Genomic DNA, 25,555 nt, shown 5'->3' with positions numbered 1-25,555 from the left:
GACTTACTTCTTCAAGCCGTAATGCTCATCCAGCATGCCGGGGGCGTTCGGCGTTTTTGGCGCGTAGTCCCGTGGTGGCTCCTGGTTTTCCCGAGGTGGGGTCAGGCGTTCCCGTGGCGCTTGCGGTGCATCGGAATGCAGCGCGGCCAGCAGGCGCTGGCGGGTGATGTCATCCAGGGCCAGACGGTTGGCGCCATCGGCGAGATGGTCCTGTACATCCTGGTAGCTCTGGGTGAGTTTCTTGACCAGGGTCGCGGTGCTGTTGAAGTGGGTAACAACCTCGTTCTGATAACTGTCAAAACGTTCCTGAATGTCATCCAACTGACGCTGCGTGCGGTTAGGCGCGGCATTCGGCAGCAGGCGAGCAACCAGGAATCCAATGGCGACACCGGCAACCAGGGCAAGAGTCGGCAACAACCAAACTAAGAGCGAGTGTTCCACGAGTCCTTCCTCTATAAACGGCTTTGCTTTACGTTAACGGCTCGGACCTGCGCTGTATACCGCGATTAAGCTCGCAATGATGCCATGCACAGACTTTTAGCTAGACGAGTCGACCCTTTGAGAGGTCACGGAGTTCATCTCTTGCTCATGCGTGAAACCCCCGTTTTGATCGATGGCCCGGTGGGCCAATTGGAAGCCCTGTACCTGGATCACCCCGAGCCACGCGGCCTGGCGCTGATCTGCCATCCCAACCCGGTGCAGGGCGGGACCATGCTCAATAAAGTCGTTTCGACCCTGCAGCGCACCGCGCGCGATGCCGGTTTGATTACGCTGCGTTTTAATTACCGTGGCGTCGGCGCCAGTGCTGGCACCCATGACATGGCCGCCGGTGAAGTCGACGATGCCGAGGCGGCCGCCACCTGGCTGCGAGAAAAACACCCCGACCTGCCGATCACCCTGCTGGGGTTTTCGTTCGGCGGTTATGTGGCCGCCAGCCTCGGCGGGCGCCTGGAAGCCAGGGGCGAACACCTCGCGCATTTGTTCATGGTCGCGGCTGCGGTGATGCGCCTGCGCGATACCGATGTGCTGCCGCTGGGCTGCCCGCTGACCGTGATCCAGCCGGAAACCGACGAAGTGGTCGACCCGCAACTCGTCTACGACTGGTCCGTCGCCTTGAATCGCCCCCATGAGCTGCTGAAAGTGGCAGAATGCGGGCACTTTTTTCATGGCAAGCTCACCGATCTGAAGGATCTGGTGCTGCCGCGCCTCTCGAATTGACAGCAGTCTGACAAGCGATTACCCATGACGACTCGTACCCGTATCCTCACCGGCATTACCACCACCGGCACGCCGCACCTGGGCAACTACGCCGGTGCGATTCGCCCGGCGATCCTCGCCAGCCAGGACGCCAATGCCGACTCCTTCTACTTCCTGGCCGACTACCACGCCCTGATCAAGTGCGATGACCCGCAGCGCATCCAGCGCTCGCGCATGGAAATCGCCGCGACCTGGCTGGCCGGTGGCCTGGATGTGAACCGGGTGACGTTCTATCGCCAGTCCGACATCCCGGAAATCCCCGAGCTGACCTGGCTGCTGACCTGCGTGGCGGCCAAGGGCCTGCTCAACCGCGCGCATGCCTACAAGGCTTCGGTGGACAAGAACGTGGAGGCCGGCGAAGACCCGGATGCGGGCATCAGCATGGGCCTGTACAGCTACCCGGTGCTGATGGCAGCGGACATCCTGATGTTCAACGCGCACAAGGTGCCGGTCGGTCGCGATCAGATCCAGCACGTGGAAATGGCCCGGGATATCGGCCAGCGTTTCAACCACCTGTTCGGTAAGGGCAAGGAGTTTTTCACCATGCCCGAGGCGCTGATCGAAGAAAGCGTCGCCACCTTGCCGGGCCTGGATGGCCGCAAGATGTCCAAGAGCTACGACAACACTATCCCCTTGTTCACCAGCGCCAGGGACATGAAGGACGCGATCTCGCGCATCGTCACCGATTCCCGCGCACCGGGCGAAGCCAAGGCCCCGGACAATTCACACCTGTTCACCCTGTACCAGGCGTTTGCCAGCAAGGCCGAGGAAGAACAGTTCCGCGCTGAGTTATTAGAGGGCCTGGGCTGGGGCGAGGCGAAGAACCGCCTGTTCCAACTGCTCGACGGCCAGCTTGGCGAAGCCCGCGAGCGTTATCACACGCTGATGTCGCGCCCGTCGGACATGGAAGACTTGCTGCTGGTGGGCGCGAAGAAAGCCCGCGCCTTGGTCGCACCGTTTCTGGCTGAACTGCGCGAGGCGGTTGGCCTGCGTTCGTTCGTCGAACAGGCTGCGGCGCCGGTCGCCACGAAAAAGAAAGCCGCGAAAACCGCGCGTTTTGTGAGCTTTCGCGAAGACGACAGTTTTCGCTTTCGTCTCCTGGCCGCCGATGGCGAGCAACTGCTGCTGTCGCGCAGTTTCGCCGATGGCAAAGCGGCGGGCGCGGTGACCAAACAACTGCAAAGCGGCGAAGCGCTGGACCTGCGCCACGAAGGCCTGGCCTTCAGCGTATGGCTGGACGGCAACCCGGTGGCCGACAGTGCCGAGTTCGCCGACGAAGCGTCGCGCGATGCCGCCATCGCCGCCTTGCGCATTGCGTTGACCCCCCTCGAGGATTAACCCGACCAAGGGTTGATTGCCATTATCCAGGGCCGTCGTTACAGTGACGGCCCGTTTTTGTTGCCTTGCTAACGAAATTATGACGCCCCTAGAACGATATCAAGCTGATCTGAAACGCCCTGAATTCTTCCATGACGCGGCGCAGGAAAACGCCGTGCGTCATTTGCAGCGCTTGTACGACGACCTCGTCGCGGCTTCGCAGAACAAGCCCGGGATGTTCAGCAAGCTGTTTGGCAAGAAAGACCAGACGCCGGTCAAGGGCCTGTACTTCTGGGGCGGCGTCGGCCGGGGCAAGACCTACCTGGTGGACACCTTCTTCGAAGCGCTGCCGTTCAAGGAAAAGGTGCGCACGCACTTTCACCGCTTCATGAAGCGCGTGCACGAAGAGATGAAAACCCTGCCGGGCGAGAAAAACCCGCTGACCATCATCGCCAAGCGCTTTTCCGACGAAGCCAAGGTGATTTGTTTCGATGAGTTCTTCGTCTCCGACATCACCGACGCGATGATCCTCGGCACCTTGATGGAAGAGCTGTTCAAGAACGGCGTGACCCTGGTCGCCACCTCGAACATTGTGCCAGACGGCTTGTACAAGGACGGCCTGCAGCGTGCGCGCTTCCTGCCTGCGATTGCGTTGATCAAGCAGAACACCGAGATCGTCAACGTCGACAGCGGCGTCGATTACCGCCTGCGCCATCTCGAACAGGCGGAGCTGTTCCACTTCCCGTTGAACGAGGCGGCCCAGGAAAGTCTGAAGAAAAGCTTCCGCGCGCTGACGCCGGAATGCACCCAGGCGGTGGAAAACGACAAGCTGATGATCGAGAACCGCGAAATCATCGCCTTGCGTACCTGCGACGACGTGGCCTGGTTCGAATTCCGTCAACTGTGCGACGGCCCGCGCAGCCAGAACGACTACATCGAACTGGGCAAGATCTTCCACGCGGTGATCCTCAGCGGCGTGGAGCAGATGAGTGTGACCACTGACGATATTGCACGGCGGTTCATCAACATGGTCGATGAGTTCTATGACCGTAACGTCAAGCTGATCATCTCGGCGGAAGTCGAGCTCAAGGACCTGTATACCGGCGGACGCTTGAACTTCGAGTTCCAGCGCACCTTGAGTCGTTTGCTGGAGATGCAGTCCCACGAGTTTCTGTCGCGCGGGCACAAGCCGTAAGCAGTTTCCAGCGCTGTGGAGTTTTAATGTGGGAGGGGGCTTGCCCCCTCCCACATTGGTTTTGTGTATATCCCCGGTTAAGCCGCTTGCTGGAACTGCTGGCGGTATTGGTTCGGTGACAGTTCGGTGTGCTGCCTGAACAACCGCGCAAAGAAACTCGCATCGTCATACCCCACCTCATAGCTGATGGTCTTGATGCTCTTGCGGCTGCCCGAGAGCAGGCCCTTGGCCGTCTCGATACGCAGGCGCTGCAGGTAGTGCAGCGGCTTGTCGCCGGTGGCGGTCTGGAAGCGGCGCATGAAATTGCGAATGCTCATGCCGTGCTCGCGGGCCACGTCTTCGAAGCGAAACTTGTCGGCGAAATGCTCTTCGAGCCAGTGCTGGATCTGCAGGATGATCACGTCCTGGTGCAGCTTCTGCCCGCCAAAGCCGATGCGTCCCGGCGAATAACTGCGCTGCACCTCATAGAGGATGTCGCGGGCCACCGCCTGGGCGATATTGGCGCCGCAGAAACGTTCGATCAGGTAGATGTAGAGGTCGCAGGCCGAGGTGGTGCCGCCGGCGCAATACAGGTTGTCGGCGTCGGTCAGGTGCTTGTCCTGATTGAGGTGCACCTGGGGGAAGCGCTCGCTGAAGGCCGTGAAGAAGCGCCAATAGGTGGTCGCCTCCTTGCCATCGAGCAGGCCGGCTTCGGCCAGCCAGAATACCCCGGTGGCTTCGCCGCAGAGTACGGCGCCGCGGGCGTGTTGTTCGCGCAGCCATGGCAGCACTTGCGGGTAGCGGGTGCACAGGGTCTGGAAGTCATCCCAAAAGGCCGGCAACACGATGATGTCGGCGTCTTCCAGGCCGCCGTCCACCGGCATGATCACGTCGCTGAAGCTGCGCACCGGTTGGCCGTCGGGGCTGACCAGGCGGGTTTCGAAGCCCGGGGTCAGGCCCAGGCCCTGCTGTTTGCCGTAGCGCAGGCTGGCGAGGTGAAAGAAATCCTTGGCTTGCATGAGCGTGGACGCGAACACCCGGTCAATGGCCAGGATGCTGACGCGCCGCAACGGCGTGGAGGCTTGGTTGGACATGATTTCATTTATTCTTATAGGGGAAAGTGGTCACCAGACGGCTGGATCGTCTTATTTTTCGTCGTGTGTGTCCAGTGCCCCGTGACGCCATCGAAAGCAGGTTCCCTGCGCGTTCACACATCACGTGTGGAGAGGGGCTTGCTTGCGATGGCGGTCTACAGATCAATCAAGGTGCAGGGTTGGGGTGCTCTTTCTGAATCGCTTCAATTCCTTCCAGTACCTCCTTCGACAGCTTCAGCTCGGCACTGGCAATGTTGCTGTCCAGTTGCGCAAGGCTTGTAGCGCCGATGATATTGCTGGTCACGAACGGCTGCTGCGTGACGAACGCCAGGGCCATTTGGGCCGGGTCCAGGCCGTGCTCCCGCGCCAACGCCACATAGCGACTGCACGCGGCTTCCGACTGCGGATTGAAATAGCGGCTGAAGCGGCTGTATTCGGTCAGGCGAGCCTTGGCCGGGCGCGCGCCGCCTTCGTATTTGCCGCTGAGCATGCCGAACGCCAGCGGCGAGTAGGCCAGCAGGCCGCACTGTTCGCGAATGGCGACTTCCGCCAGGCCCACTTCAAAGCTGCGGTTGAGCAGGTTGTAGGGGTTCTGGATCGACACCGCGCGCGGCCAGCCACGGGCTTCGGCCAGGGCGAGGAATTTCATGGTGCCCCAGGGGGTTTCGTTGGACAGGCCGATGTGGCGGATCTTGCCGGCCTTGACCTGCTCGTCCAGCGCTTCGAGGGTTTCCTCCAGCGGGGTGAGGTCCGGCTGATCCTCGTGCTGGTAGCTCAGCTTGCCGAAGAAGTTGGTGTTGCGCTCCGGCCAGTGCAGTTGATACAGGTCGATCCAGTCGGTTTGCAGGCGCTTGAGGCTGGCGTCCAGCGCCTGCACGATGTGGGTGCGGTTGTGTTTGAGGTTACGGTCACGGATATAGTCGATACCGTTGCCGGGGCCGGCGATCTTGCTGGCGAGGATCCAGTCGGCCCGGTCGCCGCGGCTTTGGAAGTAGTTGCCGATATACCGCTCGGTGGTGGCATAGGTGTCGGCCTTGGGCGGCACCGGGTACATTTCGGCGGTATCGAGGAAGTTGATCCCGGCCGCCTTGGCCCGCTCGATCTGTGCGAAAGCCTCTGCCTCGCTGTTCTGCTCACCCCAGGTCATGGTGCCCAAGGCTATCGCGCTCACGTTCAGATCCGTACGGCCCAGCTGTCGATAATCCATCGGGTACTCCTTGCAGGGAAAACAATCATAAAAGCAGGTTGAATTTTTTTTCGCAATCTGCATAATTGCCCACCTCTTTCTGCAGTGGAAGTGATGCGCCGTCTGCCGAAGAATCTTGCCGTTGAACGGACGCGCCGACCCGAGCCCCCGATAGCGTCTGTATCCGGCTGCCTTTGACTTGTCAAAGTACGCACTATTCAGTAAGATCCGCCGTCTAATTTACAGGGCGGCCCCTGAGGCTATTAAAGAATGACAACTTTTACTGCAAAACCGGAAACAGTTCAGCGCGACTGGTTTGTCGTCGACGCCGCTGGTCAGACCCTGGGTCGTCTGGCCACTGAAGTCGCCAGCCGTCTGCGTGGCAAGCACAAGCCTGAGTACACCCCTCACGTTGATACCGGTGACTACATCGTGATCATCAACGCTGAGCAGGTACGTGTTACCGGCAACAAAGCGCAAGACAAAATGTACTACCGTCACTCCGGTTTCCCAGGCGGTATCAAGTCTTCCAACTTTGAAGGCCTGATCTCCAAGAAGCCTGAAGCCCCGATCGAAATCGCGGTCAAAGGCATGCTGCCGAAGGGCCCACTGGGTCGCGATATGTTTCGCAAGCTGAAAGTCTATGCGGGCGCTGTACACCCTCATGCTGCTCAGCAGCCCCAAGAACTGAAGTTTTAACGGAATAGTTCATTATGTCGGCGACTCAAAATTACGGCACTGGCCGTCGCAAAACCGCAACCGCACGCGTTTTCCTGCGTCCGGGCACTGGTAACATCTCGATCAACAACCGCACTCTGGAAAATTTCTTCGGTCGCGAAACTGCCCGCATGGTAGTTCGTCAGCCGCTGGAACTGACCGAGACCGTTGAAAAGTTCGACATCTACGTCACTGTTGTCGGTGGCGGTGTAAGTGGTCAGGCTGGCGCAATCCGCCACGGTATCACTCGCGCTCTGATGCAGTACGACGAAACCCTGCGTGGCGCTCTGCGCAAAGCTGGCTTCGTGACTCGCGATGCCCGTGAAGTTGAACGTAAGAAAGTCGGTCTGCGTAAAGCGCGTAAGCGTCCGCAGTACTCGAAGCGTTAATTCGCTTTACGTTCCACAAAAACGCCCAGTCTCCTCACGGAGCTGGGCGTTTTTTATTGCCCGGGATTTATGCGCATTTTCCACCGAGACAACCTGCGACGTCTGTAGAGCCCTTATACTTCAAAGGCTGATGGTCAGGCTCAGGGTAACTCCCTTTTCACTGCGTGGCTTTTAACCAGCATCCGACGACATTTTTTTACAGGCAGAGATTCAACGCTGAGCGAGCGCCTGATTTAGCAGGCTATAGAGCCGATGGGGAGAGGACTGAATGAGCAATGACGGCGTGAATGCAGGCCGGCGTCGCTTCCTGGTAGCAGCCACCTCCGTGGTGGGTGCTGCGGGAGCGGTGGGGGCTGCGGTCCCGTTCGTGGGGTCATGGTCTCCCAGTGCCAAGGCGAAAGCTGCGGGCGCGCCGGTGAAGGTGAATGTCAGCAAGATCGAGCCGGGGCAGCAGATGATTGCCGAGTGGCGCGGCCAGCCGGTGTTCATTGTGCGCCGTACCGAGGAAATCCTCAGGAACCTGAAAAACCTCGAAGGCCGTCTGTCTGACCCCGGCTCCGAGAACTCCGACCAGCCCCCTTACGCCAGGAATGAAGTGCGTTCGATCAAGCCCGAGATTCTGCTGCTGGTCGGTCTGTGTACTCACCTGGGCTGCTCACCGACCTTTCGCCCTGAAGTAGCACCGGTCGACCTGGGCAAGGACTGGATTGGCGGCTACTTCTGTCCGTGCCACGGTTCCCGCTACGACCTCGCCGGGCGCGTCTACAAATCCCAGCCCGCGCCGCTGAACTTGCCCGTGCCGCCGCATTCCTACGAAACGGACGACCTGATTGTCATTGGCCTCGACAAGGAAAATGGGTGATGAGCAAGTTCATGGACTGGATCGATGCGCGCTTTCCCGCCACCAAAATGTGGGAAGGCCACCTAAGCAAGTACTACGTGCCGAAGAACTTCAACTTCTTTTACTTCTTCGGCTCCCTGGCCTTGCTGGTGCTGTTCAACCAGATCATCACCGGCGTCTGGCTGACCATGAGCTACACGCCCACCGCCGAAGAGGCGTTCGCCTCCGTCGAGGGCATCATGCGTGACGTCAACCACGGAGCAATCCTTCGAACGCTGCATGCCGTAGGCGCGTCGATGTTTTTCATCGTCATCTACCTGCACATGTTTCGTGGCCTGCTCTACGGTTCCTATCAGAAGCCCCGCGAGCTGGTGTGGGTGTTCGGCATGCTGATCTACCTGGCGCTCATGGCGGAAGCCTTCATGGGCTATCTGCTGCCATGGGGGCAGATGTCGTACTGGGGCGCTCAGGTGATCATCTCGCTGTTCGGCGCAATTCCGGTGATCGGCAACGACCTGGCCCAGTGGATCCGTGGCGACTACCTGGTCTCCGGCATCACCCTGAACCGTTTCTTCGCCTTGCACGTAGTGGCCCTGCCGATCGTGATCCTGGGCCTGGTGGTGCTGCACATCCTGGCGCTGCACGAAGTGGGGTCCAACAACCCGGATGGTGTGGACATCAAGCAGCACAAGGATGAGCACGGCATCCCGCTGGATGGTATTCCGTTCCACCCTTACTACACCGTGAAAGACCTTGTCGGCGTGGTGGTATTTCTATTCGTGTTCTGCTCGATCGTGTTCTTTTTCCCGGAAATGGGCGGGTATTTCCTGGAGAAACCCAACTTCGAGCCCGCCAACCCTTTCAAGACACCCGAGCACATTGGTCCGATCTGGTACTTCACGCCGTTTTACGCGATCCTGCGCGCCATCCCCGACAAACTCATGGGCGTGATCGCCATGGGCGCAGCCATTGCGTTGCTGTTCGTGCTGCCCTGGCTCGACCGCAGCCCGGTCAAGTCCATGCGCTACAAGGGCTGGCTGAGCAGGATCTGGCTGTGGCTGTTCTGTATTTCGTTCGTGACCCTGGGCGTGCTCGGGCTACTGGCGCCGACGCCTGGGCGCACAGTGCTGTCGCAGGTCTGCACCTTCCTGTACTTCGCTTACTTCATGCTGATGCCGTTCTATACCCGGTTCGAGAAGACCAGGCCGGTACCGGAAAGGGTGACGGGCTAATGAAAAAACTGTTCGTGGCATTGATGCTGGCGGCGCTGCCACTCCTGTCCTGCGCCGCCGAGCATGACGCGCCGCTGGAGCACGTCGACATCGACGTGTCCGACAAGGCTGCCATGCAGGACGGCGCGCGCACCTTCGTCAACTATTGCATGGGCTGCCACAGCGCCAAGTACCAGCGCTATGAGCGCGTGGCGGACGACCTGGGCATCCCTCACGCGCTGATGCTGGAGAAGCTGGTGTTCACCGGCGCCAAAATCGGCGACCCCATGGACATTGGCATGCAGCCTGCGGACGCCAAGGCCTGGTTCGGCGCAGTACCGCCCGACCTGACGCTGGTGGCCCGGGTTCGTGGCACCGATTGGCTGTACGGCTACCTCACGTCGTTCTACGAAGACCCGGCCCGGCCATGGGGCGTGAACAACAAGGTTTTCCCGAATGTGGGCATGCCGAACGTTCTGGTCGGCCTGCAGGGCCGCCAGGTGGTAGGATGCAAGCAGGTTCAGGTCGTTGAAGACGGCAAGAAGCAATTTGATCCGTTGACCGGCACGCCGCTGACCCATCAAGCGTGTGATCAACTGACCATCGTGCCCAACACCGGTACGTTGAGCGAAGAGCAGTTTGACGAGAAGGTCAGAAACCTGGTGACCTTCCTGGCCTACTCGGCCAACCCGGTCAAATTGCAGCATCAGCGCATCGGTACGTACGTCTTGCTTTACCTGGCTTTCTTCCTTGTATTCGCCTATCTGCTCAAACGTGAATACTGGAAGGATGTGCATTGATCCAACCGTAAGCAATTGCTGTTAATCTTGCGCGCCCAGCGACTTCTCTGACTACACGGCGACCTGGTTGAACCGGGTGCTGCAGAGAAGCCTCCTGGGCGCGCTCGTTTTTGAGCTTTCGATAATTTCAACAAGCGAGGAGGACCGCCATGGGCGTGACCAACCGGTTGGCCTGTTACTCCGACCCCGCCGACCACTATTCCCACCGAGTACGCATCGTGCTCGCAGAGAAGGGTGTCAGCGCCGAGATCATCAGTGTGGAAGCGGGTCGTCATCCGCCGAAGCTGATCGAAGTGAACCCTTACGGCAGCTTGCCCACCCTGGTCGATCGTGACCTGGCGTTGTGGGAGTCGACCGTGGTGATGGAATACCTGGATGAGCGTTACCCGCATCCGCCTTTGCTGCCGGTGTATCCGGTGGCGCGTGCCAACAGCCGGCTGCTGATTCATCGGATCCAGCGCGATTGGTGCGGGCTGGTGGATGTGATCCTCGATTCGCGCAGCAAAGAGGCAGCCCGTGTCGTGGCGCGCAAGGAGTTGCGCGAGAGCCTGACAGGCGTTTCGCCGTTGTTCGCGGATAAACCTTTTTTCCTCAGTGAGGAACAAAGTTTGGTGGATTGCTGCCTATTACCCATACTCTGGCGCTTGCCGGTTCTGGGCATTGAACTGCCACGGCCGGCCAAGCCGTTGCTTGATTACATGGAGCGCCAATTTGCGCGTGAGGCTTTCCAGGCGAGTCTGTCTGGTGTCGAACGCGACATGCGCTAAGGCCTAAGGAGCCGTTGATGAACTCCAGTCGACCCTATTTGGTCCGCGCGCTCTACGAGTGGATTGTGGACAACGATTTCACCCCGCACATGCTGGTCAATTCCGAATTCCCCAAGGTGGATGTGCCGCAGGGGTTTGCCAGTGACGGACAAATTGTGCTGAACGTATCACCCAGTGCCGTGCGCCACCTGCACATGGACAACGAAGCCGTCAGTTTCGAAGGGCGTTTCGGCGGTGTGCCGCATACGCTGTTCGTGCCGATTGGCGCCATCCTCGGCATTTACGCCCGGGAAAATGGCCAGGGCATGGTCTTCGATCTGGAATCGCCTTTCGAGGACGAGCCGTCCATCGAAGGCAAGGGCGGTAATGATCTGCCGCCACCGGATTCGGAGCCGCCGCGCCCCAGCGGCCGGCCGAGCTTGAAAGTGGTGAAGTAAACGGTTTGTCCTTGCGGACGCTGTGAATCAATGCCCCGGCCTGTGTCGGGGCATTTTTTTGCGCGCAGCACAGGGGTGAAAGTCGCGCCTGGACGGTGATCGTACAACCGCCATGGGCTATGATGCGTGCTCAAGCTCACCGAGAAAGATGATTCATCATGGAAAACGCCAGCACCGCCCCTCGTCTTCCCCGCAAGCGCCGCAGCCTTGCCCAGGAATTGGTCACGGTGTTGTCCGAGCAGATCCGTGACGGCCAGCTCAAGCGTGGTGACAAGTTGCCCACCGAGTCGGCGATCATGGACGCCCATGGGGTCAGCCGCACGGTGGTGCGCGAAGCTATCTCGCGCCTGCAGGCGGCGGGGCAGGTGGAGACTCGCCACGGCATCGGCACCTTTGTGCTGGATACGCCAAGCCCCAGCGGCTTTCGCATTGACCCGGCCACCGTGGTGACCTTGCGTGACGTACTGGCGATCCTCGAGTTGCGTATCAGCCTAGAAGTGGAGTCGGCGGGCCTGGCGGCCTTGCGCCGTAGCGATGAGCAACTGGCGGCCATGCGCGCCGCCCTCGACGCGCTCAACGAAAGCGCCGCCCACGCCGGCGATGCGGTGGCCTCGGACTTTGCGTTTCACCTGGAAATCGCCCTGTCCACCGGCAACCGTTATTTCACCGACATCATGACCCACCTGGGCACCAGCATCATTCCGCGAACCCGCCTGAATTCGGCGCGTCTGGCCCATGACGACCAGCAGCATTACATGGTCCGCCTGAGCCGCGAACACGAAGAAATCTACGACGCCATCGCCCGCCAGGATTCGGACGCAGCACGCGCCGCGATGCGCCTGCACCTGACCAACAGCCGCGAACGCCTGCGTCATGCCCATGAAGAGGCAGAGGCGCAGCGCAACTAAACCGAAGGCTGCACTCGGTCAACATGTGGGAGGGGGCTTGTCCCCCTCCCACATTGATTTCCATGGTCTGGAAAATCCCGTAGCACATCTGTTGCGATGAATTGCAGTTGACGAATCCTTTTATAGTTGTACGATGACGTACGACATCATTACAACCAACAATAACCTTTCGACAGAAAGTCTTCGCCCAGGGTGTTCGAATAATGAATCCACAAGAACTGAAGTCCATCCTCTCCCACGGTCTGCTGTCTTTCCCGGTGACCGATTTCAACGCCCAGGGTGATTTCCACCAGGCGGGCTACATCAAGCGTCTCGAGTGGTTGGCCCCCTACGGCGCCACCGCGCTGTTCGCAGCCGGCGGCACCGGTGAGTTTTTCTCCCTGGCCGCCAGCGAATACTCCCAGGTGGTGAAAACCGCCGTCGATACCTGCGCCTCCAGCGTGCCGATTCTCGCCGGTGTGGGCGGTGCGACGCGCCAAGCCATCGAATACGCCCAAGAGGCCGAGCGCCTCGGTGCCAAAGGCCTGCTGCTGCTGCCGCATTACCTCACCGAAGCCAGCCAGGACGGGGTTGCCGCCCACGTTGAAGCCGTGTGCAAATCGGTCAAGATTGGTGTTGTGGTGTACAACCGCAACGTCTGCCGCCTGACTGCGCCGCTGCTGGAACGCCTGGCCGAGCGCTGCCCGAACCTGATCGGCTACAAGGACGGCCTGGGTGACATCGAGTTGATGGTGTCGATCCGCCGTCGTCTGGGCGACCGTTTCAGCTACCTCGGCGGCCTGCCGACTGCCGAGGTTTACGCCGCGGCCTACAAGGCTTTGGGCGTGCCGGTGTACTCCTCGGCGGTGTTCAACTTCATCCCGAAAACCGCGATGGACTTCTACCATGCGATTGCCAGGGACGATCACGCCACCGTTGGCAAAATCATCGACGACTTCTTCCTGCCGTACCTTGATATCCGTAACCGCAAGGCCGGCTACGCCGTGAGCATCGTCAAGGCGGGTGCGAAAATCGCCGGCTACGACGCAGGCCCGGTGCGCACGCCGCTGACCGACCTGCTGCCGGAAGAATACGAAGCCCTGGCCGCGCTGATCGACAAGCAAGGCCCGCAATAACTTATCAACAAGGCCGCTGAGCAATCAGCGGCCTTTTGCGTCAGGAGAAGATTCGTGTCCCAAGCAAAGCGTTTTGAAAACTACATCAATGGCCAATGGGTAGCCGGTGCCGACTACTGCATCAACCTCAACCCGTCGGAGTTGTCCGATGTCATTGGTGAATACGCCAAGGCCGATGTCGCTCAGGTCAACGCCGCTATCGACGCTGCCCGCGCTGCGTTCCCGGCCTGGTCCACCTCCGGCATCCAGGCTCGCCATGACGCGCTGGACAAGGTCGGCAGCGAAATCCTCGCGCGCCGTGAAGAACTCGGTACCCTGCTGGCCCGGGAAGAGGGCAAGACCCTGCCCGAGGCCATCGGTGAAGTGACCCGCGCCGGCAATATCTTCAAATTTTTTGCTGGTGAATGCCTGCGCCTGTCCGGCGACTACGTGCCCTCGGTACGCCCGGGCGTCAACGTTGAAGTGACTCGCGAAGCCCTGGGCGTGGTCGGCCTGATCACCCCGTGGAATTTCCCGATTGCCATCCCCGCCTGGAAAATCGCCCCGGCCCTGGCCTATGGCAACTGCGTGGTGATCAAGCCGGCTGAACTGGTACCCGGCTGCGCCTGGGCCCTGGCCGAGATCATCTCGCGCGCGGGCTTCCCTGCCGGTGTGTTCAACCTGGTGATGGGCAGCGGTCGCGTGGTCGGTGACGTGCTGGTCAACAGCCCGAAAGTCGATGGCATCAGCTTCACCGGCTCCGTGGGTGTCGGGCGCCAGATCGCCGTCAGTTGCGTGTCGCGCCAGGCCAAGGTGCAATTGGAAATGGGCGGCAAAAACCCGCAGATCATTCTCGATGACGCCGACCTCAAGCAGGCCGTCGAGCTGTCCGTGCAGAGCGCGTTCTACTCCACCGGCCAGCGTTGCACCGCGTCCAGCCGCCTGATCGTCACCGCCGGTATTCACGACCAGTTCGTCGCGGCGATGGCTGAGCGCATGAAATCGATCAAGGTCGGCCACGCCCTCAACAGCGGCACCGACATCGGCCCGGTAGTGTCCCAGGCCCAGTTGGACCAGGACTTGAAATACATCGACATCGGCCAAAGCGAAGGTGCGCGGCTGGTGAGCGGTGGCGGCCTGGTGACCTGCGACACTGAAGGCTACTACCTGGCGCCGACGCTGTTTGCCGACAGCGAAGCCGCCATGCGCATCAGCCGTGAAGAAATCTTCGGCCCAGTCGCCAACGTGGTACGTGTGGCGGACTACGAGGCAGCGCTGGCGATGGCCAACGACACCGAGTTCGGTTTGTCGGCGGGCATTGCCACCACGTCCCTGAAATACGCCAACCACTTCAAGCGCCACTCCCAGGCCGGGATGGTGATGGTCAACCTGCCCACCGCCGGCGTGGACTATCACGTGCCGTTCGGTGGCCGTAAAGGCTCATCCTATGGTTCGCGCGAGCAGGGCCGCTATGCGCAAGAGTTCTACACCGTGGTCAAGACCAGCTACATCGGTTCGTAATACGCAACACCTGTGGCGCCTGCTTTGTGTGGGAGCTGACTTGCCTGCGATAGCATCACCGGTGTGTGCCTGACACACCGCAGTGCCTGTATCGCGGGCAAGCCAGCTCCTACATGAGGCCGTGTCCGCAGCACAACTTGATTACCCGCAAAAAAAATAATTAGTGGGAGTACTTCTACATGCAAGCGACCAAGCCGACCCATGTCCGCTATTTGATCCTGTTCATGCTGTTTTTGGTGACCACGATCAACTACGCCGACCGGGCCACCATCGCCATCGCCGGCTCCAGCCTGCAAAAAGACCTCGGTATCGACGCGGTCACCCTCGGTTATATCTTCTCTGCATTCGGTTGGGCCTACGTGGCCGGACAAATACCCGGTGGCTGGTTGCTCGACCGGTTCGGCTCGAAGAAAGTCTATGCGCTGAGCATCTTTACCTGGTCGCTGTTCACCGTGCTGCAAGGCTATGTCGGTGAATTCGGTATCTCCACCGCCGTGGTCGCGCTGTTCATGCTGCGCTTCATGGTGGGCTTGGCCGAAGCACCGTCGTTCCCCGGCAATGCCCGTATCGTCGCGGCGTGGTTTCCCACGGCCGAGCGCGGCACGGCGTCGGCGATTTTCAACTCGGCGCAGTACTTTGCCACGGTGCTGTTCGCGCCGCTGATGGGCTGGATCGTCTACAGCTTCGGCTGGCAGCACGTGTTTATCGTGATGGGCGTGATCGGCATCGTCTTCTCGCTGGTCTGGCTGAAAGTGATCCACAGCCCGCGCCAGCACCCGATGATCAACGCTGCCGAGCTCGATTACATTGCGGCCAATGGCGCGATGGTCGACATGGATCAGGACAAGGGCAAGGGCAAGAAAACCGACGGCCCGAAGTGGGATTACATCCGCCAGTTGCTGACCAACCGCATGATGCTCGGCGTGTACCTGGGCCAGTACTGCATCAACGGCATCACCTACTTCTTCCTGACCTGGTTTCCGGTGTACCTGGTGCAGGACCGTGGCATGACCATCCTCAAGGCCGGTTTCATCGCCTCGTTGCCGGCCATCTGCGGCTTTATCGGCGGTGTGCTGGGCGGGGTGATTTCCGACTACCTGCTGCGCAAGGGGCATTCGCTGACCTTCGCACGCAAGGCGCCGATCATTGGCGGCCTGCTGATTTCCAGCAGCATCGTGGCCTGCAACTACGTGGATATCGAATGGATGGTGGTGGGCTTCATGGCCCTGGCCTTCTTCGGCAAAGGCGTTGGCGCACTGGGTTGGGCGGTGGTGTCCGACACCTCGCCCAAACAGATCGCCGGCCTCAGTGGCGGCTTGTTCAACACCTTCGGTAACCTGGCGTCGATCACCACGCCCATCGTGATCGGCTACATCATCAGCACCACCGGCTCGTTCAAATGGGCGCTGGTGTTCGTCGGCGCCAACGCGCTGGTGGCGGTGTTCAGCTACCTGGTCATTGTCGGCCCGATCAAGCGTGTCGTACTCAAAGAGCCGCCAAGCAAGGGGCCAGCGTTGACCAACCTAACCGAAGCGCATTCCTGAGAGGCCTCGTGATGCAATTGATTGAACATGCCGACTCGCCGCGCTCGATCCGTTTGCACGAGCGCGACAACGTGGTGATCGTGGTCAATGACCAGGGCGTCCCGGCCGGGACCGAGTTCCCGGACGGCCTGGTCACCGTGGATTTCATCCCCCAGAGCCACAAGGTGACCCTGGAAGATATTCCCGAAGGCGGTCAGATCATTCGCTACGGCCAGACCATCGGTTATGCCCAGACGCCGATTCCGCGCGGCAGTTGGGTGCAGGAAGACCAACTGCGCATGCCCACCGCGCCGCCGCTGGACAGCCTGCCGCTGTCCACCGACGTGCCTGAAACCCAGGCGCCGTTGGAAGGGTTTACGTTCGAGGGCTATCGCAACGCCGACGGCACCGTGGGCACGCGCAATATCCTCGGCATCACCACCACGGTGCAGTGCGTTACCGGTGTACTCGACCATGCGGTCAAGCGCATCAAGGACGAACTGCTGCCCAAGTATCCTCACGTCGATGACGTGGTGGCGCTGACCCACAGCTATGGTTGCGGCGTGGCGATCACCGCGACGGATGCCTACATCCCGATCCGCACCGTGCGCAACCTGGCGCGCAACCCGAACCTGGGCGGCGAGGCGCTGGTGATCAGCCTGGGCTGCGAGAAACTGCAGGCCGGGCAGGTTATGCATGAGAACGACAGCTCGGTCGACCTGAGCGAGCCGTGGCTGTATCGGCTGCAGGATTCCAGCCACGGGTTCACCGAAATGATCGAGCAGATCATGGCGCTGGCCGAAACCCGCCTGAAAAAACTCGACCAGCGCCGCCGCGAAACCGTGCCGGCGTCCGAGCTGATCCTGGGCATGCAGTGCGGCGGCAGCGATGCGTTCTCCGGCATCACCGCCAACCCGGCGCTGGGCTATGCCTCGGATCTGCTGTTGCGGGCCGGCGCCACGGTGATGTTTTCCGAAGTGACCGAAGTCCGTGATGCCATCTACCTGCTCACGTCGCGCGCGCAAACGAAGGAAATTGCCCAGGAGCTTGTGCGGGAAATGGACTGGTACGACCGTTACCTGGCCAAGGGCGAGGCGGACCGCAGTGCCAACACCACGCCGGGCAACAAGAAGGGCGGGTTGTCGAACATTGTCGAGAAGTCCCTGGGCTCCATCGTCAAGTCCGGCAGCAGCGCGATCAACGGCGTGCTGGGCCCCGGCGAGCGCTTCAAGAGCAAGGGCCTGATCTTTTGCGCGACGCCGGCCAGCGACTTTGTGTGTGGCACCTTGCAACTGGCGGCGGGCATGAACCTGCACGTGTTCACCACTGGCCGTGGCACGCCCTACGGGCTGGCGATGGCGCCGGTGGTGAAGGTGTCGACGCGCACGGAGCTGGCGCAGCGCTGGCCGGACCTGATCGACATCGACGCCGGACGCATCGCCACGGGGCGGGCGAGCATCGAGGAGCTGGGCTGGGAGTTGTTCCACTTCTACCTGGACGTGGCCAGCGGCAAGAAACAGACCTGGGCCGAGCATCACAAGCTGCATAACGACATTACCCTGTTCAATCCGGCGCCGATTACCTGAGACCGCGTCGCCTGTATCGGGAGCAAGCCCCCTCCCACATTTGACTGCATTCACAGTTCAAGATGTGGGAGCGGGCTACCAGACGCCACCGCGCCGCATGGCTTATCATTGACCCTCTGACGACGCTCAAAGGTTCTCCCCGGCATGCTGGCTATCTTCCTCACCACCCTCACCATCACCGCGCCGGTGTTTGCCATGCTGTTTCTCGGTGTGCTGCTCAAGCGCATCAACTGGATCAACGACAACTTTATCCACACCGCTTCCTCCCTGGTGTTCAACGTCACCATGCCGGCGCTGCTGTTTCTCGGCATCCTGCACGCCGACCTGCATGCGGCGCTCCAACCGGGCTTGCTGATCTATTTTGCGGTCGCCACCGTGCTGAGTTTTGCCGTGGCCTGGGGCTGGGCGATTTTTCGCTGCAAGCCGGCGGACCGGGGTATCTATGCCCAAGGCGCGTTTCGCGGCAACAACGGGGTGATCGGCCTGGCGCTGGCCGCCAGCATGTACGGCGACTACGGCATCTCCCTGGGCGCCGTCCTCGCGGCGTTGGTGATCCTGCTCTACAACACGCTGTCGACCATCGTGCTGGCGGTGTACAGCCCGGTGATCAAGTCCGACCCATGGAGCATCTGCAAGAGTGTGCTGGCCAATCCGCTGATCATCAGCGTGTTCGCCGCCGCGCCGTTCGCCTACTTCCAGCTTGGCGTGCCCGGCTGGCTGGAAAAGTCCATGCAGTACCTGGCCGACACCACGCTGCCGTTGGCGCTGATCTGCATCGGCGGCACCTTGTCCCTGGCGGCGCTGCGCAAAAGCGGCAACATGGCGCTCAGTGCGAGCCTGATGAAGATGGTCTGGCTGCCGATCGTCGCCACCCTGGGGGCTTGGCTGCTGGGCTTTCGCGGGCCGGAGCTGGGGATTCTGTTTCTGTACTTCGGTGCGCCCACCGCCGCAGCCAGTTATGTGATGGCCCGGGCGGCCGAGGGTAATCACGAGCTGGCGGCAGCGATTATCGTGATCACCACTCTGATGGCAGCGGTGACCACCAATATCGGGATTTTCGTGTTGCAGGCGGGTGGATGGATCTGAGGTTGCGATAGCTATCCGAAGATCACTGCTGCTCTGCCTGATACACCTCAATCACCTCCTGCGCCGCCCGAAATGCATCAATCGCCGCCGGCACCCCCGCATACACCGCGCAATGCAGCAGGGCTTCGCGAATCTCTTCCACCGTACAGCCATTGTTCAAGGCACCGCGCACGTGACCCTTCAGTTCCTGCGGGCACTTGAGCGCGGTGAGGGCGGCGAGGGTAATCAGGCTGCGAGTCTTGAGCGGTAACCCCTCGCGGTTCCACACGCTGCCCCAGGCATGGTCGTTGACGAAGTCCTGCAACGGCTGGGTGAATTCGGTGGCATTGCCCAGGGCGCGGTCGACGAACACATCGCCCATCACCTGGCGACGCATGGCGACGCCGGTTTTCTTCTGATCGGTCATTGCGGTTCCCTCTTGTGTTGGCGGCGCCAAGCGCGCAGCGTGCTGAGCAACAGAAAAGCCACCAGCGCCGGCAGGACGTAATACAGCATCAGGTGTTCAAGCTTGCCGGCCAGGGGCATGCCCGTAGTAAACGCCATCACATGCAGCCCATACGCCAGGTACAGGCCCAGCATCACCAGGCCTTCGGCGCGGGTCACGCGGTAGCCGCTGTAGAACACCGGCAGGCACAGCACCACCACGCCGAGCATCACCGGCAGGTCGAAGTCCACGGCATTGGGCGACACCGACAGGGGCGTCGGCGCGAGCAGGGCGGTGAGCCCCAGCACCCCGAGCAGGTTGAACAGGTTGCTGCCGATGACGTTGCCCACGGCAATCTCGCGCTCGCCGCGCAGGGCGGCGATCAGCGACGTCGCCAGGCACGGCAGGGACGTGCCGACGCCGATCAGCGTCAGCCCGACGATACGCTCCGACAGGCCCAGGTCGCTCGCCACGTCCACCGCCGCGCCAAGCAGTAAATGCCCGGCCAGCACCAGCACCAGCAGTCCGCCAACGATGCGCAATACGCTGCTCAGCCACGGCGCCCGGGCCACCGTGTCGAGAGTGCGCGGGCGCCGTGAATGGCGCGTCTGGTAATGCAGCACGCCGAGGTAGGCCAGCAGCGCGATCAGCAATAGCAGGCCGTCGAGGGGTGTCAGTTCCTCATTGGCCGCGAGGGTGAACACCAGCAGCGCGGCGACGATCATCACCGGGATGTCCAGGCGTACCAGCTGGCGTGACACCCGCAGCGGGATGATCAGGGCCGCGAGGCCCAGGGTGACGAGGACGTTGAAGATGCTGCTGCCGATCACGCTGCCCACGGCGATATCGGTATTGCCGGCGAGGGTGGCCTGCAGGCTGACGGTCATCTGCGGCGCGCTGCTGCCGAAGGCGACGATGGTCAGGCCGATGATCAGCGGGCGCACCTTGAGGCTGGCGGCCAGGCGCACGGCGGCGCGCACCAGGACTTCGGCGCCGACGATCAGCAGCAGCAGGCCGCTGACCAGTTCGAGCAGGCTCCAGGGCGAGAGTGCGGTGAGTCCGAAAATGGTCAAGGCTCCTTGTTCAGTTGCTCATGGCCTGCACGCGAACCCGTGCAGTGCCGCGGCTCAGCATGCCCAATTGTGCGGCCGCCTGGCGTGAAAGGTCGATCAGGCGCCCACGGGAATGCGGACCGCGATCATTGATACGTACGATCACGGAGCGGTTATTGTCGAGATTGGTCACCTTGACCTGCGTGCCGAAGGGCAGGCGCCGATGGGCGGCGGTCAGGGCGTTCTGGTTGAAGGGTTCACCGCTGGCGGTGCGGTTGCCATGGTGTTTGGCGCCGTAATAGGAGGCGGTGCCGGTTTCGTCGTAGCCATTGGGGTCGATAAGGCCGCTGGCGCAACCGCCCAGCAGGGAAGACAGGGCCAGGAGACCGAGTAGACGCTTCATGTTCGACGTTACCCCCGTATCAACTGTGAAAAAAGAGGGCTGATGGGGGAGGGGCTTGCTCCCGATAGCGGCGTGTCAGACACAGGTGTGCAAGCTGATACACCGCTATCGGGAGCAAGCCCCCTCCCACATGGGGGCCGATTCCACAAAGGGTCCGGGTTGGAGGTGAAATCCCGCCCGGACCCTCTACCGCTATCAGCCTTCGAGTTTGCTTTTGAGCAGCTCGTTCACCTGTTGCGGGTTGGCCTTGCCTTTGGACGCTTTCATCGCCTGGCCGACAAAGAAGCCGAACATCTTGCCGCGCTTGGCTTCATCGGCCGCGCGGTATTGTTCGACCTGTTCGGCATTGGCCGCGAGCATTTCATCGAGCACGGCGGAGATGGCGCCGCTGTCGGTGACTTGCTTGAGGCCGCGCGTCTCGATGATCTCGTCAGCGTTGCCTTCGCCTGCCGCCATCGCTTCGAACACCGTCTTGGCAATCTTGCCGGAGATGGTGTTGTCCTTGATGCGCAGCAGCATGCCGCCCAGTTGCCCGGCCGAGACCGGCGCTTCGTCGATTTCCAGGGCTTGTTTGTTCAGCAGGCTGCCCAGTTCGACCATGACCCAGTTGGCCGCAAGCTTGGCGTCACCGGCAATGCTCACGACCTTTTCGAAGTAGTCGGCCTGCTCGCGGCTGGAGGCCAGCACGCTGGCGTCGTACTCCGAAAGGCCGAACTGCGCCTGGAAGCGCTCGCGCTTCTGCGGCGGCAGCTCCGGCAGGGTGGCGCGGATGTCATTGAGGAACGAGTCCTCGATGACCACCGGCAGCAGGTCCGGGTCGGGGAAGTAACGGTAGTCGTTGGCTTCCTCCTTGCTGCGCATGGCGCGGGTCTCGTCTTTGTTCGGGTCGTACAGGCGGGTTTGCTGTATGACCTTGCCGCCGTCCTCGATCAGTTCGATCTGGCGACGCACTTCGGTGTTGATTGCCTTTTCGATGAAGCGGAACGAGTTGACGTTCTTGATCTCGCAGCGTGTGCCGTACTCGGTCTGGCCTTTTGGCCGCACCGACACGTTGCAGTCGCAACGCAGAGAGCCTTCGGCCATGTTGCCGTCGCAGATGCCGAGGTAACGCACCAGCGCGTGGATCGTCTTGACGTAGGCCACGGCTTCCTTGGCGCTGCGCATGTCCGGCTCGGAGACGATCTCCAGCAGCGGCGTGCCGGCGCGGTTCAGGTCGATGCCGGTGGCGCCGTTGAATTCTTCATGCAGGCTCTTGCCGGCATCTTCTTCCAAGTGCGCACGGGTCACGCCGACGCGCTTGATGGTGCCATCTTCCAGCGGGATGTCCAGGTAGCCCTTGCCGACGATCGGCAATTCCATCTGGCTGATCTGGTAGCCCTTGGGCAGGTCCGGGTAGAAGTAGTTCTTGCGCGCGAACACGTTGTGCTGGCCGATTTCGGCGTCGATCGCCAGGCCGAACATCACCGCCATGCGCACCGCTTCCTGGTTCAGCACCGGCAACACGCCGGGCATGCCCAGGTCGACGAGGCTGGCCTGGGTGTTGGGCCCTGCGCCGAACGTGGTGGCGCTGCCGGAGAAAATCTTCGATTGGGTGGCGAGCTGGGTATGAATCTCCAGCCCGATCACAACTTCCCATTGCATAGTGTTCTCCTCAGAAGCCGGTTGGGGTGCGGGTGTGCCAGTCAGTGTTCAACTGGTACTGGTGCGCCACATTGAGCAGGCGGCCTTCCTGGAAATACGGCGCGAGCAGTTGCACGCCCACCGGCAGACCGTCAACGAAACCGGCCGGCATGGACAAGCCCGGCAGGCCCGCGAGGTTGGCGGTGATGGTGTAGAGGTCTTCGAGGTACTCGGCAATCGGATCGCCGGTCTTGGCACCGATTTTCCACGCCGGGTTCGGCGTGGTTGGGCCGAGGATCACATCGACTTCTTCAAAGGCCGCCATGAAGTCGTTCTTGATCAGGCGACGGATTTTTTGCGCCTTGAGGTAGTACGCGTCGTAGTAGCCGGCCGACAGCGCGTAGGCGCCGACCATGATGCGCCGCTGTACTTCGACGCCGAAGCCTTCGCCACGGGAGCGTTTGTACAGATCGGTAAGATCTTTGGGGTTTTCGCAGCGGTAGCCAAAACGCACGCCGTCGAAGCGCGACAGGTTGGAGGACGCCTCGGCCGGGGCGATCACGTAGTAGGCGGGAATCGCGTGCTGGTTGTTCGGCAGGCTGATTTCCTTGATCACGGCGCCGAGGCCTTCCAGCGTCTTGACGCTGTTGTGCACAAGTTCGGCGATACGCGGGTCGAGGCCGGCGCTGAAGTATTCCTTCGGCACGCCGATGCGCAGGCCCTTGAGCGAGGTGTTGAGGCTGGCGCTATAGTCTGGCACCGGTTCATCGATGCTGGTGGAGTCCTGCGCATCGAAGCCGGCCATGCCTTGCAGCAATATCGCGCAGTCTTCGGCTGTGCGCGCCAATGGGCCGCCCTGATCGAGGCTCGATGCGTAGGCGATCATGCCCCAGCGGGACACACGGCCGTAGGTCGGCTTCAGGCCGGTGAGGTTGGTGAAGGCGGCGGGCTGGCGGATCGAGCCGCCGGTGTCGGTGGCCGTGGCGGCCGGCAGCAGGCGGGCGGCAACGGCAGCGGCCGAACCACCGGATGAGCCGCCCGGTACGTGTTCCAGATTCCACGGGTTTTTCACTGCGCCGTAGTAGCTCGACTCGTTGGCAGAACCCATGGCGAATTCGTCCATGTTGGTCTTGCCCAGGGTCACGGCCCCGGCGGCGGCGAGTTTGGACACCACGGTGGCGTCGTAGGGCGCCTTGAAGTTGTCGAGCATCTTCGAGCCGCAGCTGGTGCGAATGCCCTGTGTGCAGAACAAATCCTTGTGGGCGATGGGCGCGCCCAGCAGTGCGCCATTTTCACCGTTGGCGCGACGTGCATCCGCGGCTTTCGCCTGGCTCAGGGCCAGCTCTTCGGTGAGGCTGATGAAGCTGTTGACCTTGGGATCGAGCTCGGCGATACGCGCCAGCAGGGTTTTGGTCAATTCTTCAGAAGAAAACTTTTTTTCGGCGAGACCGCGGGCGATCTCGGCCAGAGTCATGTGATGCATGAAAGGCTCTTTCCCTTTAGTCGATGACTTTCGGAACCAGATACAGGCCGTTTTCGACCGCTGGCGCGATGGACTGGTAGGCCTCGCGATTATCGCGTTCGGTCACGACGTCTGCGCGCAGGCGCTGGCTGGCTTCCAGCGGGTGAGCCAGGGGCTCGATGCCGTCGGTATTGACGGCCTGCATCTGGTCAACCAGCCCCAGAATGCTGTTCAGGGCTGCGGTGGTCTGTGGAAGATCGGCATCATTGAGGCCAAGCGAGGCCAGATGCGCGATTTTTTCCACGTCGGAGCGTTCAAGCGCCATGGGAATCTCCAGTGGAAAACGGAACGGAGGGCGTCCGTGTGTTAGATTGTCGGAACACTACCGCATTTCTACGGTCATAAGGCCGCGATTGTGGGGGTTGGTGCACAGAAAGTCGGCCAATTTAGCACATTGGCGCCTTGCCCAAAATCCCTGTCGTTGTTAGAGTTTGCCGCACTTTTTTACCCACGCGTTGCCTAGGGTCCTTTCCCCATGTTCAAGAAACTGCGTGGCATGTTTTCCAGCGATCTTTCCATTGACCTGGGCACTGCCAACACCCTTATTTACGTGCGCGAGCGCGGTATCGTTCTGAATGAGCCATCGGTTGTGGCCATTCGGACCCATGGTAATCAGAAAAGTGTCGTTGCCGTCGGCACCGAGGCCAAGCGCATGCTCGGCCGAACACCTGGCAATATTGCTGCCATTCGTCCGATGAAGGACGGCGTGATCGCCGACTTCAGTGTCTGCGAGAAGATGCTGCAGTACTTCATCAACAAGGTTCACGAAAACAGTTTTCTGCAGCCCAGCCCTCGTGTGCTGATCTGTGTTCCATGCAAATCCACGCAGGTGGAGCGTCGCGCCATCCGTGAATCGGCCCTTGGCGCCGGTGCCCGCGAAGTATTCCTGATCGAAGAGCCGATGGCTGCTGCGATCGGTGCCGGCCTGCCGGTGGAAGAAGCACGCGGTTCGATGGTGGTGGATATCGGTGGTGGTACCACCGAAATCGCCCTGATCTCCCTGAACGGTGTGGTGTACGCTGAATCCGTGCGGGTTGGCGGCGACCGCTTCGACGAAGCGATCATCACGTATGTGCGTCGTAACTACGGCAGTCTGATTGGCGAATCCACCGCCGAGCGCATCAAGCAGGAAATCGGTACTGCCTACCCAGGCGGCGAAGTGCGCGAAGTCGATGTGCGCGGTCGCAACCTGGCCGAAGGCGTTCCACGTGCCTTCACCCTGAACTCCAATGAAGTGCTGGAAGCTCTGCAAGAGTCCCTGGCCACCATCGTTCAGGCAGTGAAAAGCGCCCTGGAGCAATCGCCGCCGGAGCTGGCTTCCGATATCGCCGAGCGTGGCCTGGTGCTGACCGGTGGTGGCGCTCTGCTGCGTGACCTCGACAAGCTGCTGGCCCAGGAAACCGGCCTGCCGGTGATCGTCGCCGAAGACCCGCTGACCTGCGTTGCCCGTGGCGGTGGTCGTGCACTGGAAATGATGGATAAACACACCATGGACCTGCTCTCCAGCGAATAAGATCGCTGGTTGCGCCATGCTTCGCCCGCAGGCAGCACTTTGCAGTGCTGCCTGTCGGCGTTTATCTTCTTCAATCTGCATCCAGGCCGGTTTGATGCCGTATGAATAAAGAG

At 61.1% G+C, this 25,555-nt stretch carries 26 protein-coding genes; 17 read left to right on the top strand and 9 right to left on the bottom strand.

The features are described from left to right. Positions 1–3 precede the first annotated feature (3 nt). Entirely contained in the window at positions 4–441 is a 438-nt protein-coding gene (locus tag TU79_RS04510; protein ID WP_004372274.1) for a Z-ring associated ZapG family protein, read from the bottom strand. Positions 442–588: 147 nt separating this feature from the next. Between TU79_RS04510 and TU79_RS04505 the strand changes: the two genes are divergently transcribed. The 3 genes from TU79_RS04505 to zapE all read left to right on the top strand — a co-directional run bounded on the left by TU79_RS04505 (position 589) and on the right by zapE (position 3,769). After that, positions 589–1,218 carry an alpha/beta hydrolase gene (locus tag TU79_RS04505; RefSeq protein WP_057007061.1) on the top strand — a complete coding sequence of 210 codons (630 nt, stop codon included), beginning with the start codon at positions 589–591 and terminating at the stop codon, positions 1,216–1,218. A gap of 24 nt (positions 1,219–1,242) precedes the next feature. Continuing rightward, entirely contained in the window at positions 1,243–2,595 is a 1,353-nt protein-coding gene (locus TU79_RS04500; RefSeq protein WP_057006903.1) for a tryptophan--tRNA ligase, read from the top strand. Positions 2,596–2,674: 79 nt separating this feature from the next. Next, entirely contained in the window at positions 2,675–3,769 is a 1,095-nt protein-coding gene (zapE, locus tag TU79_RS04495) for a cell division protein ZapE (protein ID WP_057006902.1), read from the top strand. Between the two features lie 77 nt (positions 3,770–3,846). On the opposite strand, the gene TU79_RS04490 is transcribed toward zapE, so the two are convergent. Then, on the bottom strand, positions 3,847–4,767 hold the full coding sequence (locus TU79_RS04490; RefSeq protein WP_173670284.1) for a GlxA family transcriptional regulator: 921 nt from the start codon (positions 4,765–4,767) through the stop codon (positions 3,847–3,849). Between the two features lie 241 nt (positions 4,768–5,008). Next, entirely contained in the window at positions 5,009–6,049 is a 1,041-nt protein-coding gene (locus TU79_RS04485; RefSeq protein WP_057006900.1) for an NADP(H)-dependent aldo-keto reductase, read from the bottom strand. Between the two features lie 249 nt (positions 6,050–6,298). Here TU79_RS04485 and rplM point away from each other — a divergent pair, with 249 nt between their 5' ends. The 13 genes from rplM (at position 6,299) to TU79_RS04420 (ending at position 18,908) form a co-directional block, all read left to right on the top strand. Continuing rightward, positions 6,299–6,727, top strand: a complete 429-nt coding sequence (gene rplM, locus TU79_RS04480) for a 50S ribosomal protein L13 (protein WP_003171742.1) — start codon at positions 6,299–6,301, stop codon at positions 6,725–6,727. 14 nt (positions 6,728–6,741) lie between these two features. Then, on the top strand, positions 6,742–7,134 hold the full coding sequence (gene rpsI / locus TU79_RS04475; protein WP_057006899.1) for a 30S ribosomal protein S9: 393 nt from the start codon (positions 6,742–6,744) through the stop codon (positions 7,132–7,134). A gap of 268 nt (positions 7,135–7,402) precedes the next feature. Next, on the top strand, positions 7,403–7,996 hold the full coding sequence (gene petA, locus TU79_RS04470; RefSeq protein WP_057006898.1) for a ubiquinol-cytochrome c reductase iron-sulfur subunit: 594 nt from the start codon (positions 7,403–7,405) through the stop codon (positions 7,994–7,996). Then, on the top strand, positions 7,996–9,207 hold the full coding sequence (locus tag TU79_RS04465) for a cytochrome b (RefSeq protein ID WP_057006897.1): 1,212 nt from the start codon (positions 7,996–7,998) through the stop codon (positions 9,205–9,207). Before petA ends, TU79_RS04465 begins: the two co-directional genes overlap by 1 nt. Then, positions 9,207–9,986, top strand: coding sequence for a cytochrome c1 (locus tag TU79_RS04460; RefSeq protein ID WP_057006896.1), 780 nt, complete (start codon positions 9,207–9,209; stop codon positions 9,984–9,986). The genes TU79_RS04465 and TU79_RS04460 overlap by 1 nt, the downstream gene beginning before the upstream one ends. 149 nt (positions 9,987–10,135) lie before the next feature. Then, on the top strand, positions 10,136–10,753 hold the full coding sequence (locus TU79_RS04455; protein WP_057006895.1) for a glutathione S-transferase N-terminal domain-containing protein: 618 nt from the start codon (positions 10,136–10,138) through the stop codon (positions 10,751–10,753). 17 nt (positions 10,754–10,770) lie between these two features. Next, positions 10,771–11,190 carry a ClpXP protease specificity-enhancing factor gene (locus TU79_RS04450; RefSeq protein WP_057006894.1) on the top strand — a complete coding sequence of 140 codons (420 nt, stop codon included), beginning with the start codon at positions 10,771–10,773 and terminating at the stop codon, positions 11,188–11,190. A 158-nt stretch (positions 11,191–11,348) separates the two neighbouring features. Continuing rightward, positions 11,349–12,098, top strand: a complete 750-nt coding sequence (locus TU79_RS04445; RefSeq protein ID WP_004372242.1) for a FadR/GntR family transcriptional regulator — start codon at positions 11,349–11,351, stop codon at positions 12,096–12,098. 203 nt (positions 12,099–12,301) lie between these two features. After that, on the top strand, positions 12,302–13,213 hold the full coding sequence (kdgD, locus tag TU79_RS04440) for a 5-dehydro-4-deoxyglucarate dehydratase (protein WP_057006893.1): 912 nt from the start codon (positions 12,302–12,304) through the stop codon (positions 13,211–13,213). A gap of 54 nt (positions 13,214–13,267) precedes the next feature. Further along, entirely contained in the window at positions 13,268–14,713 is a 1,446-nt protein-coding gene (locus TU79_RS04435) for an aldehyde dehydrogenase family protein (protein ID WP_057006892.1), read from the top strand. Positions 14,714–14,892: 179 nt separating this feature from the next. Then, positions 14,893–16,257, top strand: coding sequence for an MFS transporter (locus TU79_RS04430; RefSeq protein WP_057006891.1), 1,365 nt, complete (start codon positions 14,893–14,895; stop codon positions 16,255–16,257). A gap of 11 nt (positions 16,258–16,268) precedes the next feature. Next, positions 16,269–17,822, top strand: coding sequence for a galactarate dehydratase (gene garD / locus TU79_RS04425; protein ID WP_057006890.1), 1,554 nt, complete (start codon positions 16,269–16,271; stop codon positions 17,820–17,822). A 144-nt stretch (positions 17,823–17,966) separates the two neighbouring features. Next, positions 17,967–18,908, top strand: coding sequence for an AEC family transporter (locus TU79_RS04420; RefSeq protein WP_057006889.1), 942 nt, complete (start codon positions 17,967–17,969; stop codon positions 18,906–18,908). 22 nt (positions 18,909–18,930) lie between these two features. Here TU79_RS04420 and TU79_RS04415 read toward each other — a convergent pair whose 3' ends face one another. From TU79_RS04415 to gatC, 6 genes are all read right to left on the bottom strand, one after another. Next, on the bottom strand, positions 18,931–19,314 hold the full coding sequence (locus TU79_RS04415; RefSeq protein ID WP_057006888.1) for a carboxymuconolactone decarboxylase family protein: 384 nt from the start codon (positions 19,312–19,314) through the stop codon (positions 18,931–18,933). Continuing rightward, positions 19,311–20,357, bottom strand: coding sequence for a calcium/sodium antiporter (locus TU79_RS04410; RefSeq protein WP_082638360.1), 1,047 nt, complete (start codon positions 20,355–20,357; stop codon positions 19,311–19,313). The genes TU79_RS04415 and TU79_RS04410 overlap by 4 nt, the downstream gene beginning before the upstream one ends. A gap of 58 nt (positions 20,358–20,415) precedes the next feature. After that, positions 20,416–20,787 (bottom strand): septal ring lytic transglycosylase RlpA family protein, encoded by a 372-nt coding sequence (locus TU79_RS04405; protein WP_057006887.1) that lies wholly within the window; start codon positions 20,785–20,787, stop codon positions 20,416–20,418. A gap of 195 nt (positions 20,788–20,982) precedes the next feature. After that, complete coding sequence (gene gatB, locus TU79_RS04400) at positions 20,983–22,428, bottom strand: Asp-tRNA(Asn)/Glu-tRNA(Gln) amidotransferase subunit GatB (RefSeq protein ID WP_057006886.1); 1,446 nt, start codon at positions 22,426–22,428, stop codon at positions 20,983–20,985. Between the two features lie 10 nt (positions 22,429–22,438). Then, positions 22,439–23,890 (bottom strand): Asp-tRNA(Asn)/Glu-tRNA(Gln) amidotransferase subunit GatA, encoded by a 1,452-nt coding sequence (gene gatA / locus TU79_RS04395; RefSeq protein ID WP_057006885.1) that lies wholly within the window; start codon positions 23,888–23,890, stop codon positions 22,439–22,441. A 16-nt stretch (positions 23,891–23,906) separates the two neighbouring features. Continuing rightward, positions 23,907–24,194, bottom strand: a complete 288-nt coding sequence (gene gatC / locus TU79_RS04390; protein WP_057006884.1) for an Asp-tRNA(Asn)/Glu-tRNA(Gln) amidotransferase subunit GatC — start codon at positions 24,192–24,194, stop codon at positions 23,907–23,909. 210 nt (positions 24,195–24,404) lie between these two features. Here gatC and mreB point away from each other — a divergent pair, with 210 nt between their 5' ends. Further along, entirely contained in the window at positions 24,405–25,442 is a 1,038-nt protein-coding gene (mreB, locus tag TU79_RS04385; RefSeq protein ID WP_002555108.1) for a rod shape-determining protein MreB, read from the top strand. Positions 25,443–25,555 lie beyond the last annotated feature (113 nt).

This window comes from Pseudomonas trivialis (genome assembly GCF_001439805.1).
Classification (GTDB): domain Bacteria; phylum Pseudomonadota; class Gammaproteobacteria; order Pseudomonadales; family Pseudomonadaceae; genus Aquipseudomonas; species Aquipseudomonas trivialis.
Note: the sequence above shows the minus strand (reverse complement) of the source record. Positions and strands in the feature narration are given on the sequence as shown.